16 protein-coding genes are annotated in these 19,403 nt (G+C 55.9%); 4 read left to right on the top strand and 12 right to left on the bottom strand.

Annotation, left to right across the window (positions count from 1 at the left end; translation table 11 throughout):
- Position 1: 1 nt before the first annotated feature.
- Positions 2-4,966 carry an alpha-2-macroglobulin family protein gene (locus KXR87_RS08885; RefSeq protein WP_437431899.1) on the bottom strand — a complete coding sequence of 1,655 codons (4,965 nt, stop codon included), beginning with the start codon at positions 4,964-4,966 and terminating at the stop codon, positions 2-4.
- Positions 4,967-5,244: 278 nt separating this feature from the next.
- On the opposite strand from KXR87_RS08885, the gene KXR87_RS08880 reads away from it, so the two are divergent.
- The 4 genes from KXR87_RS08880 (at position 5,245) to KXR87_RS08865 (ending at position 10,005) form a co-directional block, all read left to right on the top strand.
- Positions 5,245-6,789 carry a PTS transporter subunit EIIC gene (locus tag KXR87_RS08880; protein WP_437431898.1) on the top strand — a complete coding sequence of 515 codons (1,545 nt, stop codon included), beginning with the start codon at positions 5,245-5,247 and terminating at the stop codon, positions 6,787-6,789.
- Positions 6,790-6,801: 12 nt separating this feature from the next.
- Positions 6,802-8,169 carry a 6-phospho-alpha-glucosidase gene (locus tag KXR87_RS08875; protein ID WP_437431931.1) on the top strand — a complete coding sequence of 456 codons (1,368 nt, stop codon included), beginning with the start codon at positions 6,802-6,804 and terminating at the stop codon, positions 8,167-8,169.
- A gap of 216 nt (positions 8,170-8,385) precedes the next feature.
- Entirely contained in the window at positions 8,386-9,231 is an 846-nt protein-coding gene (gene sseA, locus KXR87_RS08870) for a 3-mercaptopyruvate sulfurtransferase (RefSeq protein WP_437431897.1), read from the top strand.
- The gene (locus tag KXR87_RS08865) at positions 9,232-10,005 is read left to right on the top strand and encodes a MurR/RpiR family transcriptional regulator (protein WP_437431896.1); all 774 of its coding nucleotides are present in this window, start codon (positions 9,232-9,234) and stop codon (positions 10,003-10,005) included. It abuts the gene before it with no gap.
- Between the two features lie 17 nt (positions 10,006-10,022).
- On the opposite strand, the gene sseB is transcribed toward KXR87_RS08865, so the two are convergent.
- The 11 genes from sseB to trmJ form a co-directional block, all read right to left on the bottom strand.
- Positions 10,023-10,826, bottom strand: coding sequence for an enhanced serine sensitivity protein SseB (gene sseB / locus KXR87_RS08860; RefSeq protein ID WP_437431895.1), 804 nt, complete (start codon positions 10,824-10,826; stop codon positions 10,023-10,025).
- 343 nt (positions 10,827-11,169) lie between these two features.
- Positions 11,170-12,459, bottom strand: a complete 1,290-nt coding sequence (gene pepB / locus KXR87_RS08855) for an aminopeptidase PepB (RefSeq protein WP_437431894.1) — start codon at positions 12,457-12,459, stop codon at positions 11,170-11,172.
- Positions 12,460-12,519: 60 nt separating this feature from the next.
- Positions 12,520-12,720: a Fe-S cluster assembly protein IscX gene (gene iscX, locus KXR87_RS08850; protein WP_437431893.1), complete on the bottom strand. Its 201-nt coding sequence runs from the start codon at positions 12,718-12,720 to the stop codon at positions 12,520-12,522.
- Position 12,721: 1 nt separating this feature from the next.
- Entirely contained in the window at positions 12,722-13,057 is a 336-nt protein-coding gene (fdx, locus tag KXR87_RS08845) for an ISC system 2Fe-2S type ferredoxin (RefSeq protein WP_437431892.1), read from the bottom strand.
- Position 13,058: 1 nt separating this feature from the next.
- Positions 13,059-14,909: a Fe-S protein assembly chaperone HscA gene (gene hscA / locus KXR87_RS08840; RefSeq protein ID WP_437431891.1), complete on the bottom strand. Its 1,851-nt coding sequence runs from the start codon at positions 14,907-14,909 to the stop codon at positions 13,059-13,061.
- A gap of 15 nt (positions 14,910-14,924) precedes the next feature.
- Entirely contained in the window at positions 14,925-15,440 is a 516-nt protein-coding gene (gene hscB, locus KXR87_RS08835; RefSeq protein WP_437431890.1) for a co-chaperone HscB, read from the bottom strand.
- A gap of 190 nt (positions 15,441-15,630) precedes the next feature.
- The gene (iscA, locus tag KXR87_RS08830) at positions 15,631-15,954 is read right to left on the bottom strand and encodes an iron-sulfur cluster assembly protein IscA (RefSeq protein ID WP_437431889.1); all 324 of its coding nucleotides are present in this window, start codon (positions 15,952-15,954) and stop codon (positions 15,631-15,633) included.
- Between the two features lie 15 nt (positions 15,955-15,969).
- On the bottom strand, positions 15,970-16,356 hold the full coding sequence (gene iscU, locus KXR87_RS08825) for a Fe-S cluster assembly scaffold IscU (RefSeq protein ID WP_003860661.1): 387 nt from the start codon (positions 16,354-16,356) through the stop codon (positions 15,970-15,972).
- Between the two features lie 148 nt (positions 16,357-16,504).
- Positions 16,505-17,719 carry a cysteine desulfurase gene (iscS, locus tag KXR87_RS08820; protein ID WP_437431888.1) on the bottom strand — a complete coding sequence of 405 codons (1,215 nt, stop codon included), beginning with the start codon at positions 17,717-17,719 and terminating at the stop codon, positions 16,505-16,507.
- Positions 17,720-17,893: 174 nt separating this feature from the next.
- Entirely contained in the window at positions 17,894-18,385 is a 492-nt protein-coding gene (gene iscR / locus KXR87_RS08815; RefSeq protein WP_437431887.1) for a Fe-S cluster assembly transcriptional regulator IscR, read from the bottom strand.
- 203 nt (positions 18,386-18,588) lie between these two features.
- Positions 18,589-19,329 carry a tRNA (cytosine(32)/uridine(32)-2'-O)-methyltransferase TrmJ gene (gene trmJ, locus KXR87_RS08810; RefSeq protein ID WP_437431886.1) on the bottom strand — a complete coding sequence of 247 codons (741 nt, stop codon included), beginning with the start codon at positions 19,327-19,329 and terminating at the stop codon, positions 18,589-18,591.
- Positions 19,330-19,403: the final 74 nt, after the last annotated feature.

The raw sequence follows: 19,403 nt of genomic DNA, 5'->3' as shown, positions 1-19,403 counted from the left end.
CTTACGGGCGAACAATCATCGGACCACTCGCAGCCCCCGTCGCCCGCCACTGCGGAACGTACATTGACTCCACCTGCGGCATCGGCAGTTGGTAGGTGCCCGGTGTCACCGCGCGCGCCAGGTAAATCAGAGTAACCGGCTGCCCCTGACTTACCGCCACTGCGGCCACAAAGCGATCATCACGGAATTCCATATGCTGGATATCCGCCTGCTGCATCCGGTTGAGCAACTCCTGGACTTCGCTGGCGCTGTCTCCGAGGCTTGCGCTGCTGCTGGCGAGGTTCTGGTTTTCCAGCTCCATCCCTGCAGGCAACAGATCGACCACTAACGCATCCGGCACGTTATTGCTGGCGGTAACCTCCAGCCAGACCAGCACCAGTTCGCCACTCTTAAGGGAGTCCAGCGCTTTGGTTTGTCCGTCGGTTCCCAGAATATGGCGTTCGATTTTCAGCACATTACTGGACGGGGCCGGGGTGTATTCCGGGTAACCGGTGCTGTCCAGACGCAACCACATCGGACTTTCCCCGCTATTGGTCACCTGCAACGCCGCCATCTGGTCGGCATTAAGTTCACGGGTTTGCTGTTTGTCACCTTTGAGCATTTCGGCCTCCAGGCTCGTCTGCGCCTGCCAGGTACCCGGTAAGCTTTGCAGATGGCGTCCGGCAAGGAACAGCGCATTGCTCTCTTGTGTAGAGAGCCAGCGCTGGCCATACGCCTGTTCAGAGAGCGTGGTCAGCAGTTTATTTTGTTCATCCGGTAACAGCTTGTTCTCCTCAAGCAGGGCGAGCATCAGTGCATTATCGCGCAGGTCACTGCCGTAATCGGCCATCCAGCGTTCAGACGGCAGACGTTTAGTCACCCGCGCCTGAGCCAGGGCCTGCTCACTACGCGGAGCGTCACCCATCAGTTTCAGCGCCACGCCCAGTTGCATTAACGGAAGGGCAGCTTTTGCCTGGCTGTTACGCTGCCAGAGCTCACGCAGTGCACCTAATGGTGCTTTTTGCTGACGAGCCAGGACCAGCGCCGCATAGCTTTGAGTCGCAAATTTCGTTGCCGCGACATCGTCGCTGTATCGCACTGCCATCGCAGCGGGATCCTGCAAATAGCGCAGCAGGCGGTTGTTGGCACTGGTCAGCGCATCACCGGGCACGCTGTAACCCTGCTCGGTAGCACGGAAGAGGAAGTCCGTCACATACGCGGTGAGCCAGTACTCTTCAGGGCCGTTTTTATCCCAGAGCGAAAAGCCGCCATCATCGCGCTGCATTTGCAGCAGGCGTGAAATGCCGATATCCACCGCAGCACGACGTTGCTCATCGCTGTCACCCTTGATCCCTAATGCTTTCAATTGCGCGGCATTGGTATAGAGCGACGGGAACAGGCCGCTGGCGGTCTGTTCAAGGCAGCCGTAAGGGTAAGCGCGTAACTCCTGAATATAACGGGCAATGTTCAGCGATGGACGCCCGCTCAGCAGGAGCTGCCCCTGGAGTGCCACCGGCGAAATACGCGTGGTGTGCTCGGCAGGCGCGTTCCAGCTTTCATGCGGGTAAAGCATCACGTCACTGCTGATGGTCTGGGCAGGCCAGGCCGGACGTACCCCGATTTTCCACTGTTTATGCTGCGGGGCAAAGGTTTCACCCGGCAGTTGCAGTCCCGAAATATCGGCGCTGATTTCGCCATCACCAAAGCCATCAAGCGCACGAACCGGGATAAACAGCGTGGTACGGGCACCCGGCGCAAGATTGACCGGTTTCGGCTGCTGACTTTGCAGTGCCACCAGACCGCTTGCCGCTACCGCTACCTGCAAACTTTGCGGTTTGTCTGTGAGGTTTGTGATGTCCAGAGTCAGGCGCGAGGTGTCACCACCCGCGAGGAAGCGCGGCATATTCAGTTCAGCAATAACCGGTGCGGCTACCACCACTTTACCTTCGCTGCTGCCAAAGTCCTCTGTCGTCCACGCCTGCGCCATCACGCGCAGCTCACCGTTAAAATCACCAATCGGCAGGGTGACCGTTCCCTCACCGTTGTCATCCAGGGTGACCGGCTGGGCCTGCTGGGCAACAATAGTGACATGGTTAACCGGCGGTTTACCGCCACGGTTCAGTTCATCTCCATCACCACCAAAGCGCAGCGCAGCAAGCCGTCCCTGCCCTTCAATGACCTGACCATAAATGTCGTAAATATCCGCGCCGTAACGCTTCTGCCCGAAGAAACCGGCCCAGGGATCTGGCGTCACGTAGTCGGTGATATTCAGTACACCGCTGTCAACAGCGGACACCAGGACATTCACCTGTTTTGGTGCTTTACCGTCTTTCAGGCTGGCCTTAATTTTTACCGTCAGCGGCTGGTCAGGACGCATTTTTTGCGGACTTTCCATCGTTACGTTCAGTCGGCGGTTTTCATCACCCATCGGCAGATGCAGCAAACCGACTGCCCGTTTCGGCGTAGCCGATTTCGATTTATCTCCCGGGCGCACAACCAGCGTACTCAGGTAGAGATCATGGCGACGCCATTTCTGATCGACGGGAATGGCGATATCCAGACCGCCCTGCGGCACATCGATCTCCTGCCACCACAACGGTCCTTCACTGGATTCGATCATGGCATAGCCTTTACCCGCTGCCGGAGCAGTAATATGCAGATTGATGGTATCGCCAGGCTGGTAAGCGGGTTTATCGAGCTTCATGGTCACGCGGTCAGGGCGTGCGGCACCGGCACCGTCGCTGTTATCCTGCCAGCTATAGCCAGCCCAGAAACGCACGCTGCTGACGCTCTCATCCGGCGCTTTCACCTCCAGACGATAAGAGCCCCACTCCACCGGGAAGCTCACCTTACCGGTTTCATCAGCGGCTAAATCGAGAGACTGCTCCCCTTCGACCAGATCTTTTTGATCGAACTGAGACTGCCAGCCATCGCTCTCAGACCAGTTCCAGTAGTAGTCGCGACGTTCGCGGATGAGGCGCACCTGAAGGCCGGATACTGCTTTTTTAGCCCCCGTCGGGTCGGCATAAACGATATCGAAACCGGCCAGACCGTTCTCATCAACAATCGGCTGATTCACCGTGGTGTCCGTGCGATAGTCATACACGGCTTTCGCCGCGAATTGTGGACGGATGCCCGGTAAGGCAGGCGCAGGCCAGAGCGGTTGTTCTGCACGACGCGTCACTGGACGCCCACCCGACTCCAGCAGGCTTGCCTGCAAAATCACCTGCAACGGTGAATGCAGATCTTTCCACTGGCTCGCCGTTGCAACCTCCCCATGACCTTTTTCATCCAGCTGAATTTGTACTTCATCCAGACTGCGGCTCTGGTTCTCTTCGGCAATATCACCGAACTGGAAGCCAGGCAACGCTTTCACCGCTTCACGCAACGGGCGCAGGAAAAGCTGCCCTTGCAGGGTGTTTCCGCTGGCAGGCGCGCCGTAAAGGTAGTAGCCCACAACGCCAAAGTTGACGTCATCCGCCAGCGAGAGCGGCGTCTGTTGTGGGGTGAGATTGAGCGCCATCCGCTCCGGCATAAAATCTTCGACGTGGAAAGACCACGTGCGTAGCTGATTATCACCGGTATTGGCACGAATAGCCCAGGTGCCGGTTTGCGCGCTGGCATCAAGCGTCCAGGTAAAGCGGTAAAGGCCATTTTCAGGCTGGCTGACCACGCTGCGCATTACCTGGCCGTCCGGTTTCACGACCTCAAGTTTCACCGGTTGATCCGCAAGCGGTTTACCGTCGCTGTCACGCAGCAGCGCATTCATGATGACCGTTTCGCCAGGGCGATAGAGATCGCGCGGGCCAAACATAAAGAACTGTTTGCTGTAACCAGGATCGCCGGCGATGGCAAATTCAGCAAGATCCAGCGCTGGCAGTTTCAGATCCAGCAGCGTGGTTTCACCCTCTTTGCGCGCCAGCAGCAATGCCGCCTCTTTATCGGTATTAAGTGTGGCATGGCCCTGGGCATCGCTCGTTGCCTGCGCCAGCGTCTGTCCTTTGTCATTCAACAGGACAACATCAATCCCCGATTGCGCCGCACCGTTTTCCAGACTCTGGGTAAAGATATCCAGACGGTTGTGGTAGCGGTGGGCAGAAACGCCAATGTTGCTCAGGGTAAAGAGCGTGGCTGCATTGCTGTAATTATAATGACCGGCCTGATTCATCACCGCGACGTATACGCCCGCCTGCTGCAGAGGGGCGACCTCTTTTAGCGGCAGCAGCAGTTTTTCCCGCGTATTGCGCGCTGGCTTGAGGTCAAAGCGGCCGGTGTAGACCAGGTCGACCATTTTAAGGAGGCTTTCTGATTCCCAGTTGGTCAGCGAGTTGCGGTACTCCCACTGGCTGACAAACGCCGCCAGAGATTCTGGTTTAACGCGATAGAAATTGACGTCAATGTTGTCCACATTGAGCGCAATCACCGGCAACCCTTCCACCACTTTACCCGGCAGCAGCGAGCCACGGCTGGCGAACCCTACAGTCGGTTCAATATCACGGGTGGTGAGCGATTTTTCGTAATCAATGCCAAAGGTGGCGTTATTCAGGGCCTGTAAACCACGATCAACCGATACCAACAACTCCCGGTTCGGTTCAATATGACGTAACCGCAGCTCTTTCAGATTAGGGGCAAGCTCCCATGCACCGTCCACCTTACCGTTCTTCTTGTCGACCACATGAACGGTGTTGGCAAAATTCTGGTCTGGATTGAGCGGAATGGAGAAGGTCAGCACCAGCGCTGCCGCGCCGTCCAGCTGCACTTCTGAGGCATCCACCAGTTTCAGGGCTTTGCCTTCACTGCTTTTCGCCAGCTGTTTAATTTTTTCCGCATCAGGTTTCGCAGCGGCAGGCGTCTCCTGCCGCGCTGAAGAGGGCGTTGACGCAGGTGCTGATTGCGCTTCCTGCGTTTTATCGTTGTTATCACAGCCTGCCAATGTGAACGTAGTCAAGAGCGCGACAGCTATCGCCGCTAAACGTAACGGTGTCATCCTTTATCCCTGGCCCCATAGCCTGTTAAGTAAATATGCGTAAGTATTATGCGTGAGTTTGCCAATTTCAAACAGCTGTTGTGATTCCGGAAAGCACATCCGTGCACACTGAACGAAGCGACTAACATGTTACCGCGATCACAGGGTGAAACGTAACATGTTACCTTCAAGGTCATTTGTTTTTAAAACAATAAGATAAGTGGATAAACTCCATGACTGGCTGCTAACGTTACCTCATCTTTATTCGCATCCCTGCGGTTCATAGAAGAGAGAACGTAATGAGCAGAGCCGTCAATGCCCTACAAAATTTCGGTAAGTCCCTCTTTGGTCCGGTCCTGATTTTGCCCATCGTTGGCTTGTTTATCGCTTTTGGTAACATTCTGGGCAATGGCAATCTTGCCGAGTACCTCCCCTTCCTCGGTCATCCGCTGATCCAGAATACCGGGCAGTTAATTGCTAAATCCGCCGTCTCGGTGCTGGCAAACCTGGCACTGGTTTTTGCCGTGGGGATCCCGGTCGGCCTGTCTGCACGCGATAAAGGCTACGCGGCCCTGATCGGTCTGGTGACCTTTATTGTCTTTATCAATGCTATGAACGTGACCATGCAGTTACAGGGCGCGTTAGCTCCGGCGGAGCAAATGAAAGCAGCCGGGCAAAGCATGGTGCTGGGCGTGCAGGTGCTGGAGATGGGCGTCTTCGCCGGGATCCTGACCGGCGCACTCTCAGGTTATCTTTACAATAAATATTCCGGCGTGCAGTTTTCCGGCGCGATGGCGATTTACTCCGGTCACTGCTTCGTTGCCATTATCATGCTACCGGTATCGATGGTTCTGGGTGTGGTCATGAGTGAGCTGTGGCCTTTCGCGCAACACGGCATTAGCACCCTGGCAATGGCTATCAAAGGCGCTGGCCCTGTTGGCGTCGCGGTCTACGGCTTCCTTGAGCGTATTCTTGTGCCCACTGGCCTGCATCACCTTGTTTATACCCCGTTTCTTTATACCGAGCTTGGCGGTACGCAGGAGGTCTGCGGCTCGCTGTATCAGGGTGCGCGCAATATCTATTTCGCCGAAATGGCCTGCCCGGAGGTGAAGCAACTCAGCAGCACTGTCGTCTGGGATGCACGCGGTATCAGTAAAATGTACGGTCTGCCCGCGGCGGCACTGGCGATGTACCTTACCGCCAGCCCCGAACGGAAAGCAGCGGCAAAAGCGATTTTGATTCCGGCCGCGCTAACCTCCTTTCTGGTGGGCGTCACCGAACCTATCGAGTTCTCGTTCCTCTTTGTCGCCCCGCTGCTGTTCGTGGTGCACGCGGTGCTGACCGGCCTCGGCATGATGCTGTTCTACCTCTTTGACGTCCATGCCATCGGCGCCAACGGCATTATCGATTTTATTCTCTACAACCTGCCGCTGGGCACTGAAAAATCCAACTGGCCAATGTACATCGTGGTGGGGCTTATCATGTTTGCCCTTTACTTCGTTATCTTCCGCTTCCTGATCCTGCGCTTTGATATGAAAACCCCCGGTCGTGAAGACGCCGAGGAAGAGACACGTCTGTACAGCAAACAGGATTATCAGGCCAAAGGGAATAACGACGGGCTGGGCGAAGCGATTATTGCGGGCCTCGGCGGTCGCGACAACATCGAGGTCGTGGACAACTGCTACACCCGCTTACGCGTCACCGTAAAAGATGTCGCCACTATCGATGAACCTCGCCTTAAGGCGACAGGCGCGAAAGCGGTAATCAAACAAGGTAATAACGTTCAGGTGGTCTACGGGCTGCATGTCAAAAAAATGCGAGAAGCCGTTGAGCTGTTTCTCTAAAGGAGACTGATGATGTTTACACCCCCGTTTATTCTCTCTATCGCCGGTGGCGGCAGCACCTATACGCCCGGGATTGTGAAGAGCCTGATGGTACAGCTGGAGAAATTCCCGCTGGCGGAAATCCGTCTTTACGACATTGACGAAACCCGGCAGAACACCATTGCGCCGGTGGTCGAAAAGGTTCTGCGCGACCACAGCCAGAGCATTAAATTTACGGTGACCACCGACCCGGAAATCGCCTTTAGCGGCGCGCACTTCGTTTTTGCCCAGATGCGCGTGGGTCAGTACAGGATGCGCGAACAGGATGAGAAGATTCCCCTGCGCCACGGCGTTGTGGGTCAGGAAACCTGCGGACCTGGCGGACTGGCCTACGGCCTGCGCACCATCCTGCCAATGGTGGAGCTTATCGATCACGTTGAGCGCTACGCCGACAAAAAAGCCTGGATTGTGAACTACTCCAACCCGGCGGCTATCGTGGCAGAAGGGGTACGCCGCCTGCGCCCGCAGGCACGCGTGCTCAATATTTGCGATATGCCGGTTGCCGCCATGCGCAATATGGGCGCGGTGCTGGGGGTGGATCGTCACAAACTGGTGGTGGATTACTTTGGCCTTAACCACTTTGGCTGGTTCACCCGCGTGCTGGTGGACGGCGAAGATAAGCTGCCCCAGTTGCGTGAACATATCGCCCGCTTTGGTCTGCTCACCGAAGATGCCGCGCAAACCGATCCGCAGCACTCGGATCCGTCATGGGTGAAAACCTGGCGCAATATCAAACCGATAATGGATCACTTCCCTGACTACCTGCCGAACCCGTATCTGCAGTATTACCTGATGCCCAATGACATCGTCGAGCACCAGGATCCAGATTACACCCGCGCCAACGAGGTGATGAACGGTCGGGAGAAAAAGCTGTTTGCCGCGGCCGAAGAGTACAAACGCACCGGGCTCCTGTCGGATGCCTTCCACGTAGGGGTGCACGGCGAGTTCATTGTTGACGTCGCCCGCTCGCTGGCCTTCGATCTACGCCAGCGCCATCTGGTGATTGTGGAAAACAAAGGGGCTATCGCCAATTTACCTTACGATGCAATGGTGGAGGTGCCCGCCTACATCACCGCTGAAGGGGCAGAGCCGGTGCGCATGGGGGCCGTTCCCCTCTTCCACCAGACGCTTTTAATGCAGCAACTGGCCTCGGAACAACTGCTGGTGGAAGCGACCATCGAAGGCAGCTACGAGAAGGCGTTGCAGGCCTTTACTCTCAACCGCACGGTGCCCACCATGCAGCATGCCAAAGCCATACTCGACGACATGATTGAGGCGAATCGCGACTACTGGCCTGCGCTGCAGAAAGCCTGGCAGGAGGGGAAGGCGGTACAAAAATAACGAAGTGACTCGCGCCTTTTGCGATGGTTGCTTGTCGGGTCAGGAAAAAACGTTAACAATTCAGGATATACCCTAAATAATTCGCGTTGCAGGCAGGCGGCAGGTGAGTGCCTCTCCGGGCGCTGACTGAAGTCAGTGAGCGGAGTGGCCAAATGTAGCCGACACGCCTGCAGCGTGAAGCATGATGGGTTTCCTGTTGATGACCCGGAGGCAACCATGTCCACCTCTTATTTCGTCTCAGCCGACTGGCTGATTGAGCACGGCGACAACCCTGAAGTACAGATCATTGATGCCCGTATGGCCCCCGCAGGCCAGGAGCACCTGCGCGATATGACCGCGGAATATCGCGCCGGGCATATTCCTGGCGCCATCCGCTTTGATATCGATGCCCTCTCGGATCACACCTCTTCTTTGCCTCATATGCTGCCACGCCCGGAGGCTTTTGCCGTCGCCATGCGTGAGCTGGGTATCAGCCACGATAAGCATCTGGTGGTGTATGACGAGGGCAATCTCTTTTCCGCTCCGCGCGCCTGGTGGATGCTGCGTTACTTTGGCGCTGATAACGTTTCTGTTCTGGCAGGCGGGCTTGCCGGCTGGCAGCGCGATGAACTACCGCTTCAGCAGGGTGACGTCACAGCTGTGGAGTCCGAGTTTGAGGTTAAAAGCGATCCGGCAGCAGTAAAACGCCTGACGGATGTGCTGCTCGCCAGCCATGAAGGTACGGCTCAGCTTGTAGATGCTCGCCCCGCAGCACGCTTTCAGGGCGAGGCCGATGAACCCCGTCCAGGCCTGAAACGCGGTCATATCCCTGGTGCGCGTAATGTCCCCTGGGGCGATCTGGTGGTGAACGGTGAACTGAAAACTACCGATGAACTGGCAGACATTTTTGAACGCCAGGGCGTGGATCTTGATAAGCCGATTATTGCCAGTTGCGGCTCCGGCGTGACGGCATGCGTGGTGATTCTGGCGCTGGCGACGCTCGGTGCGGATAACGTCAGGTTGTACGACGGCTCCTGGAGTGAATGGGGCGCACGCGACGATCTGCCGGTTGATCCTGCCTGAATGGATAACCGACTCGCGCCGCTGTTGACGCGTGGCGAATCCCTGACGCGGGCGGAGTACCGTGTGCTGGCCCACCTGACGGAGCATCCGTTACTGGTGGGTAATATTACGGTACGCGACCTTGCCACCGCCACCTTTGTCTCGACCGCCACCATTATACGACTCTGTCAGAAATTGGGGTTTAGCGGCTACAGTGAGTTTATCTGGCACTGCAAACAGCTGCTTGCCGACACGCCGCATATCAACGAGCCACCAGTCAGCCACAGCGACAGGCTACCCGGGCTGTTTCAGCAGTTCGTCGCCAATTATCAGCAGACCTTTCAGTGGGTGACGGAGGAGAAACGGCAAACCTTCGCCCGCCTGCTGCGTGAGAAAGAGAGCTTCTTCCTTTATGGCGCAGGGTTTTCTTATCTCTTTGCTGAGTATCTGACCAAGAAGCTGCAGGTGCTGGGTAAAACGGCGTTTATCTCAGGCCCTGGCGACAGTCGCAATATTTTTCTTAGTAACGCCGCACGCTATCAGGTGTTTATCGCCGTCTCCCGCAGCGGGGAAACCGAGCAGGTGCTGGATAAAGCCCGCATCGCCCGCAACGTGGGGATGACGGTTATCGCTTTTACGCGCGCCTCTGCGAATACGCTGGCAAGCCTTGCGGATCTGCACTTTGCCCTTTACGACGAAGCGGTGCATTTCGCCGCCGAGGCCGCTGGCGTTACGTCGTTCGAGTCGAATCTGGTGCTGATGATGGATTTACTGCTGCTGGAAGCGACGGGCTAATCCAGCCCGTCGTGGCTTCAGATGATGCGGTTCGTTTTCAGGTCGCGCAGGAAGCTGCCCCAGCGACGTTCATAGAACGGGGTAATGTGGTCAATCATAAAATGGCTGATCCCCTTTTCGCCTTTCACTACCTGGCAGATATCCACCGGATCGTCCCCCGGCAGGGTATCCATTGCCACGCTGCCCGCCGCCTGAATGATCTCCTCGATGTCTCCATCGGCTTCAATGCCAATCAACAGGTTGGCGCGGGCGTCGTTTTTCTCTTTTATGGAGCAGAGATAGGCGCACTTCACATGGTTGAAGGTGCTGAACAGGGTGGTGAGGGAATCCACCATCTGCGCAGGCGGCTCGGTCACTTCTGAGAGCAGCAGCGATGTACCGCCTTCAAGCACCTCCTGCTCACTGAGCGGGCTGCCCTCTTTACCGACCAGATGACTGATTTCACGCGGCGTCAGCTCTTTGCCCGTCGGCAATTTGGCGTTGAGGAACAGTGTTTCGCCCAGCGTCATTTCGAACAGCGTACGGGCAGGGAGCACGACAAACGCCTGCTCGGTATCCACTGCCTGTTGCAGTGCTTCAAGCGAGGTGAAGAAGGGAATGACTGACTCACCGTCATCTTTTTCCCAGTGCTGAATATCCAGCGCGCTGTCTTCGACAACGGATTTATCATCCGCTGCCGTGCCCGGCACCCATACCGTGGACTCCAGCAGCGCACGGAAAAAGGCCGGGCGGTAGGCAGGCTCGGTCGCCGCCTTTTCCAGCAAAGTTTCGAGTGTATCTGGCTCGTGATGATGGTCGTGATCGTGGTCTGAATGGGACATAATTTTTACTGTTCGTCTCGATCTGTTTGATGCCCTCACCCCTGCCCTCTCCCACTGTGAGAGAGGGAATGGCCTGTACCGTGCACTCCCTTTCCCATCGGGAAAGAGGAAACGGCCTGCACCGTGCACTCCCTTTCCCATCGGGAAAGAGGGAACGGCCTGCACCGCGCTACCCCTCTCCCACCAGGAAAGAGGGAACGGCCTGCACCGCGCTACCCCTCTCCCACCAGGAAAGAGGGAACGGCCTGCACCGCGCTACCCCTCTCCCATCGGGAAAGGGGGAACGGCCTGTACCGTGCACTCCCCTCTCCCCTTTGGGGAGAGGGTCAGGGTGAGGGGAAAATTACTTGCTGGTCAGCAGATTTGCCAGCGCGCGTACACCAAGGCCTGTTGCTCCCGCAGCCCACTGCTCGACACCCGCTTTGCGGTAGGTGGCGGAACAGTCGATGTGCAGCCAACCCTGCTGATAGTTCTCAACAAAATGAGACAGGAAACCGGCTGCCGTGCTGGCACCCGCCGGGAAGGCTGCGCTGGCGGTGTTGTTAAGTTCAGCGAAGTTTGACGGCAACTGATGGCGGTGGAACTCGGCCAGCGGCAGACGCCAGAATGGTTCGTTCTCTGCGGCGGCGCTCGCAAGCAGTCGGTTAGCCAGTTGGTCATCAAAGCTGAACAGCGCATGGTAATCATTGCCCAGCGCGGTTTTGGCCGCACCGGTCAGGGTGGCAGCGTCGATGATAAGCTCCGGTTTCTGCGCGCTCGCGTTAATGAGACCATCGGCCAGCACCAGGCGCCCTTCTGCATCGGTGTTCATCACCTCAACGGTTTTGCCGTTACGGTAGCGAATGATATCGCCAAGCTTAAAGGCATTACCGCTAATCATGTTATCTGCGCAGCAGAGGTAAAGCTTCACGCGTTTGTTCAGCCCGCGCGTAATCGCAAACGCCAGTGCGCCCGTGACCATCGCCGCACCGCCCATATCGGATTTCATGGAATCCATAAACGCGGTCTGCTTGATGCTGTAACCGCCGGAGTCGAAGGTGATACCCTTGCCGACCAGACAGGCGAAAATCGGCGCGTCTTTGTCGCCGGTCGGGTTGAAGTCCAGTGACAACAGCACCGGCGGGCGGGAAGATCCACGTCCCACGGTGTGAATACCCAGGTAGTTCTGTTCACGCAGATCTTCACCCTTAACGATGCGGTAAGAGATAGCCTCGCCACCCACATCGCTGAGCAGATCCACCGCACGCTGCGCCAGTTGTTCCGGCCCTAAATCTTCCGCCGGGGCATTGATGGTGTCACGCACCCAGTCGATGGTTTTCAGCCGTGCATCAAGCTCTTTCTGCCCGGCATCATCCAGCACCGCCCAGTCGATGTTACGGGTGCCTTTCGGCCCCTTATAACCGGCCCAGAAGGCCCAGCTCCGGTCTGCATCCCAGCCTTCGCCGCTCAGCGCGACATGCTTAATGCCCATGCCATCGATTTTGCGTGCGGCACGCTGAATGAGGCCGGTATCGTCTTTGCCTGTCAGGTGCAACGTGATGCCGTCGTGATTAATGCTAAACGCTGCTTTTTCGCCCCAGCGAGCGTCCGCGCCCTGGGTCGATAAGGTAATTTTCATCGCTTCAGTTGTCATTGTTTTGTCCTTTAGCGCAGGAGATATGAAAACGGGCCACCAGAAGGCAGCCCGTCGATATCAAGATGCTTCGTCTAACCAGACTAGCAGAATTGCCTCGAGAATTTTTTCGTTCGATGCGTTTGGATCATCATCAAACTCCTCCAGCTCGCAAATCCACTGATGCATGTCGGTGAAACGCACGGTTTTCGGGTCGAGATCCGGGAAGGTGTCGTACAGCGCTTCGCCAATTTCGCGGCTGTCTGTCCATTTCAGTGACATATTAATGCTCCCGCGCGTGGTTGATGGTGTAGCGAGGGATCTCTACGACCAGATCTTCATCGGTGACGCGCGCCTGGCAGCTCAGACGGCTCTCCGGCTCAAGACCCCAGGCTTTATCCAGCATGTCATCTTCATCTTCGGTGCTTTCCGGTAACGAATCGAAACCTTCACGCACGACACAGTGGCAGGTCGTGCAGGCACAGGACTTCTCACAGGCGTGTTCAAGCTCAATGCCGCCACGCAGGGCCACATCAAGAATGGTTTCGCCGGTCTTTGCTTCCATAACTACTCCATCAGGGCATAAATCCTGATGAGGCAGAAAAACGATCTTAGGCATATTAAACCTCGTCGACGGAATGGCCTTTTAACGCGGTACGTACGGACATATCCATACGGCGCGCGGCAAATTCCTGGGTTTGTTTATCTACATTTTTAATGGCGTGTTCAATGGCGTCGGCATCATTACCTTTGGCAACGGCAACAAGTTGCGCGATAGCCTGGTCAATGTCCGTACGCTCTGCGGCGCTGAGCAGCGCGGCATCCGTTGCCAGCGCACCGGTCAGACTCTCCAGTACGCGGGCGGCCTCCACTTGCTGTTCTGCGAGCATACGTGCTTTCACGTCCTGCTCAGCAAAGCTCATGGAGTCCTTAATCATGGTGGCGATTTCGTTATCGGTCAGGCCATAAGAGGGCTTAACCTGAATTGCGGCTTCAACACCGGTGGATTTTTCCATCGCGGTGACGTTGAGCAGGCCGTCGGCATCCACCTGGAAGGTGACGCGAATATGCGCGCCGCCTGCGGGCATGGCCGGAATACCACGTAGCGCAAAACGCGCCAGCGAGCGGCAATCCTGCACCAGCTCACGCTCGCCCTGCATCACGTGGATAGACATGGCGGTCTGCCCGTCTTTGAAGGTGGTGAACTCCTGCGCACGGGCCACCGGAATGGTAGTGTTACGCGGGATAACTTTCTCTACCAGACCGCCCATGGTTTCAAGCCCGAGCGACAGCGGGATAACGTCCAGCAGCAGCATATCGCTGTCCGGTTTGTTACCCACCAGAATATCTGCCTGAATCGCGGCGCCCAGGGCGACAACTTTATCCGGGTCGATAGAGGTGAGCGGCGTGCGGCCAAAGAATTCGCCTACGCGTTCACGCACCAGCGGCACGCGGGTGGAGCCGCCTACCATCACCACTTCCAGTACCTCATCCGCCTCAACGCCTGCATCTTTCAGTGCGCGGCGGCAGGAGAGTAAAGTGCGTTTCACCAGGGTCGAAATCAGCGCCTCAAACTGCTCGCGGGTCACTGTACCCTGCCAGCCTGCGACGTCAACGGTGACAGAGGGCGCATCGCTCAGGGCGATTTTTGCCGCGATGGCCGCATCCAGCAACGCTCGCTGTAAATGGTTGTCGCCATGCTCCGGCAGACTGGCCTGTTCACGAATAAAATCCGCGAGCAGGTGATCAAAGTCGTCGCCGCCGAGGGCAGAGTCTCCGCCCGTCGCCAGCACTTCAAACACGCCACGGCTTAAGCGCAGGATGGAGATATCAAAGGTGCCGCCGCCAAGATCGTAAACGGCGATAACGCCCTCTTTACCGGAGTCCAGACCGTAAGCAATGGCTGCGGCGGTCGGTTCATTCAGCAAGCGCAATACATGCAAGCCCGCCAGCCGTGCGGCGTCTTTCGTCCCCTGACGCTGAGCATCATCAAAATAGGCCGGAACGGTAATGACCACGCCGTCCAGCTCCCCGGAGAGGGATTCCTGGGCACGCAGGGCCAGAGTTTTCAGAATGTCCGCTGAGACACGGATGGGGTTCACCAGGCCTGCGCGGGTCGCCATCATGGGCAGCCCATTTTCGCTGGCCTGTAACTGGTACGGCAGGTGAGGATAACGTGCCTGGATATCGGCCAGCGCGCGGCCCATCATGCGTTTTACCGAACTGATGGTATTAACCGGATCCTGCGCGGCATTGGCACGCGCGTCATAACCCACCGTCTGCCCCTGCGCATGATAGTGCACAACAGACGGTAACAAATGACGCCCTTCGCTATCGGCCAGCGTTTGCGCCTGACCACTGCGTACGGTGGCGACCAGTGAATTCGTGGTGCCTAAATCGATCCCTGCTGCCAGACGACGCTGGTGAGGCGCAGCGCTCAGACCCGGCTCACTAATTTGTAATAAGGCCATAATGTGCTTCCAAAATTAAAAACCGAGCAGTTTTTCTTCGAGTTGTTCTGTTGAGCTGCGCAGTTTATCCAGAAAACGGAGTTTACGCACGGTATCCGCCGCGTCGTCCCACGCTTCACGACTGAATTGTTCCACCATCTGCTGATGACGAACGTCGTACAGTTTTTTGACTCGCTGGGCAAAGGCCTCCAGGCGGTCAGCATCGCTGGCCGTACCAATCTCATCGAGCTCTTCACGAAGCTCCAGCTGCTCCATCAGAAACGCGGTATCCCGCACCGTGTGCTGCTCAGAACCGAGATCAAAGCCGTGCAGGGAGAGCAGATATTCTGCCCGTGCGAGGGGATGGCGCAGCGTTTGCCAGGCCTGATTAATGGTCGCAGACTGCTGCACGGAAGCGAGTTGTTCCGCTGGCGTGCCGCTGGCGAAGTTATCAGGATGATACTGCCGCTGAAGATCCTGAAACCGGATGGTCAGGGCCGGAAGATCGACGTGATAGTGAGCGGGTAAGCCAAAGAGGGTGAAGTAATCCATAAAGAGTCCTGCTATAACAAGCCCCACACGCAGGATGACGCTTTATCATTCGCACTGTCTCGGCACTGGCTGTGGTCAACGTCCCGTTCACATCGTTCTCTCTGTTTACGGGACGTTCTCACTTGCCGCCTCGACTCAGCATAAATGAGGTTGAGTCTTTTCCAGGGTGGGGCTTATCGGTAACACGCGATTAAACGTTGAAGCTTTCGCCACAACCGCACTCATCTTTCACGTTCGGGTTGGTAAATTTAAACCCTTCGTTGAGGCCTTCTTTTACAAAGTCCAGCTGAGTACCATTGAGGAACTGCAGGCTTTTGCCATCGACCACCACCTTCACGCCTTTGTCTTCGAACACGGTATCTTCAGCCGCAGGTTCATCAACAAATTCCAGTACGTAAGCCATACCAGAGCAGCCGGAAGTCCGTACGCCCAGTCGCAGGCCAAAGCCTTTACCACGGTTCGTCAGAAAGGCACTCACACGCGCGGCAGCGCTGTCGCTAAGGGTAATCGACATAACAACCTCAACTGATTATTTTGCTTCACGTTTGCTTTTGTAATCCGCAATGGCGGCTTTAATCGCATCTTCTGCCAGGATGGAGCAGTGGATTTTAACCGGCGGCAGTTCCAGCTCTTCGGCAATATCAGTGTTTTTGATTGCCTGCGCTTCGTCCAGGGATTTGCCCTTCACCCACTCGGTGACCAAGGAGCTGGAAGCGATAGCTGAACCGCAGCCATAGGTTTTGAAGCGCGCGTCTTCAATGATGCCTTCGTTATTGACTTTGATCTGCAACTTCATCACGTCGCCGCAAGCCGGTGCACCCACCATGCCGCTGCCTACGCTCTCATCGCTGTTGTCGAAAGAACCCACGTTGCGCGGATTCTCATAATGATCGATTACTTTTTCGCTGTAAGCCATGTTCTGTTCTCTTTATATGTACCCTAAATAATTCGAGTGGCAGGAAGGCGGCAAGGGAGCAAATCCCCAGGAACGTACATAAGTACGTAACTGGGGTGAGCGAGCGCGGCCAACGCATCTGCAACTTGAAGTCTGACGGGTATACCGATTAATGATGTGACCATTCAATACTGTTCAGATCCACGCCCTGTTTGAACATTTCCCACAAAGGAGAAAGGTCGCGCAGACGGCCAATGGAGTTGCGAACCAGCGTGATGGTGTAATCAATTTCTTCTTCGGTAGTGAAACGACCTAAGGAGAAACGAATGGAGCTGTGGGCCAGCTCGTCAGTCATACCCAGCGCGCGCAGCACGTAGGAAGGCTCAAGGCTTGCAGAAGTACAGGCAGAACCAGAAGAGACCGCCAGATCTTTAAGCGCCATGATCAGCGATTCGCCTTCAACGTAGTTAAAGCTGACGTTGAGGATGTTCGGTGCGCCCTGCTCAAGGTCACCGTTCAGGTAAACCTCTTCCATATCTTTCACGCCTTCCCACAGACGGTTACGCAGCGTACGCAGGCGCGCCATCTCGGTATCCATCTCTTCTTTGGCAATACGGTAGGCTTCACCCATACCAACGATCTGGTGTACAGGCAGGGTACCGGAACGCATACCGCGCTCGTGACCGCCACCGTGCATTTGCGCTTCGATACGGATACGCGGCTTACGACGCACATACAGCGCCCCAATGCCTTTCGGGCCATAGATTTTGTGGCCGGAGAAAGACATCAGGTCTACTTTCAGTTGGCTCAGATCGATTGGCAGCTTGCCCACGCTCTGGGTCGCATCAACGTGATAGATGATGCCACGCGCCCGGCACATTTCGCCGATGGTCGCGATGTCCTGCACCACACCGATTTCGTTGTTCACGTGCATGATAGAAACCAGGATGGTGTCATCACGCATTGCGGCGTCGAGTTCTTTCAGATCGATAATGCCGTTGCTCTGTGGAGCAAGGTAGGTGACCTCAAAACCTTCACGCTCAAGCTGACGACAGGTGTCCAGCACGGCTTTATGTTCGGTTTTGCAGGTAATAATGTGCTTGCCTTTTTTCTGATAAAAGTTGGCCGCACCTTTAATTGCCAGGTTGTCAGATTCGGTTGCACCGGAGGTGAAAACAATTTCACGCGGGTCGGCGCCTACCAGCTCAGCAATCTGATTACGGGCGATATCTACCGCCTCTTCAGCATGCCAGCCAAAACGGTGTGAACGGGAAGCGGGGTTACCAAAGTTTCCGTCCAGGGTCAGACACTGCATCATTTTCTCAGCAACACGCGGGTCCACCGGCGTCGTTGCGGAGTAATCGAGATAAATCGGTAATTTCATTGCTCTTAAACTCCGTACATCACTCAATGCAATGAACCAGGCTTTCGGCTGGATGTTCAACCGTTCTACGGGGCAATCTCTCACCCCGGCCTGATTCTGAAATCTTATAATTTATTACCCTTCCTGTTTTAGGGTGCGGCAGGCGTAGCAGCGCCCGGAAACAGGACGGATAAATTAAGCGCGCAGTTTGACGTCGATTGCGTCCTGACCACGGGTCGTGCGATGGGTTTCGTGCGAATGCTGGCGATCGGACACATCAAGGATCTCCTGGTTATTAACCAGTTCACCCAAGGTGATATTATTCAAAAAGCCGGTCAGACGATCGCTCAGGTCGCGCCACAGTGCATGGGTCAGGCATTTATCGCCGCCCTGGCAGCCGGTTTTACCCTGGCAGCGGGTTGCATCCACGGATTCATCAACGGCGCTGATCACTTCGCCAACAGCGATGCTGCTGGCATCTTTACCCAGCAGGTATCCGCCGCCCGGGCCACGAACGCTGGCCACCAGGCCATTTTTACGCAAGCGGGAGAAAAGCTGTTCCAGATAAGAAAGGGAGATCCCCTGACGCTCGGAAATATCAGCCAACGGCACCGGACCGGTCTCGGAATTGAGCGCAACGTCAAGCATTGCGGTCACGGCGTAACGCCCTTTAGATGTCAGTCTCATGTCTTAACTTAGCCTCAAACTCGCCCCTGCCCGGGGTTTTTATTAAAATTTCAAATAATGTCGCATAGCGGAGGCAAGTCTGACATTCCTGACTAAATTGGTCAACTATTTACTTGACTGTTTTAGTCAGGTATTAGGCTTTACGTGCCGTTTAACTTAAGTGCAGATTGAGGTACCCTCCCCGAAAAGGGAGGGCAAGAAAACTATTGTTTTTCCTGAGTTTTCTGCTCAATAGATGCCAGCATGCCACGCAAAATATTGAGCTCCTGGCTCTCTGGTCGGGCACGGGTAAAGAGGCGGCGCAGCTTATTCATGACCTGACCCGGATGGTTTTCGCGAATAAATCCGGTAGAAAGCAGGGTTTTTTCCAGATGGCCGTAGAACCGTTCCAGATCGTCAACCAGCGGATACGGTGCTTCTTCTTCTGTTTGCAGAGCAGCGTTACTCTCCTCCTGCGTTGCAAGCCAGGCCATACGCACTTCATAGGCAATCACCTGCACCGCCATCGCCAGATTCAGCGAGCTGTATTCCGGGTTAGCGGCAATGGCAACGTGGTAATGACACTTTTGCAGCTCATCATTGGTAAGCCCCACACGTTCACGACCAAAGACCAGCGCGACGGGGGCATGCTTGCCTTCGTCCACGCTTTTAAGTCCGCATTCACGTGGATCAAGCATAGGCCAGGGCAGCGTGCGGGAGCGTGCGCTGGTGCCAACCACCAGGCTACAGCCTGCCAGTGCTTCATCAAGCGTATCGACAATCTGTGCATTGCCAATAACATCGCTTGCGCCAGCGGCCAGTGCGATAGCCTGCGAGTCCGGTTTCACCAGCGGGTTAACCAGCCACAGGTTGGTCAGCCCCATTGTTTTCATTGCGCGGGCAACAGAGCCCATATTGCCGGTGTGAGAGGTCTCCACCAGTACGATTCGAATATTTTGCAGCATAGTTTTTCTACGGCTAAAGAATATTTGTGCATATTATCATAAACCGAAGACATATTCCGAATACGCTGCTATCA

Origin of the sequence: Yokenella regensburgei (genome assembly GCF_051486985.1) — a bacterium.
Lineage (GTDB): Bacteria > Pseudomonadota > Gammaproteobacteria > Enterobacterales > Enterobacteriaceae > CBFFRJ01.
The sequence above is the reverse complement of the archived record's forward strand: the minus strand, read 5'-3'. Positions and strand labels throughout refer to the sequence as shown.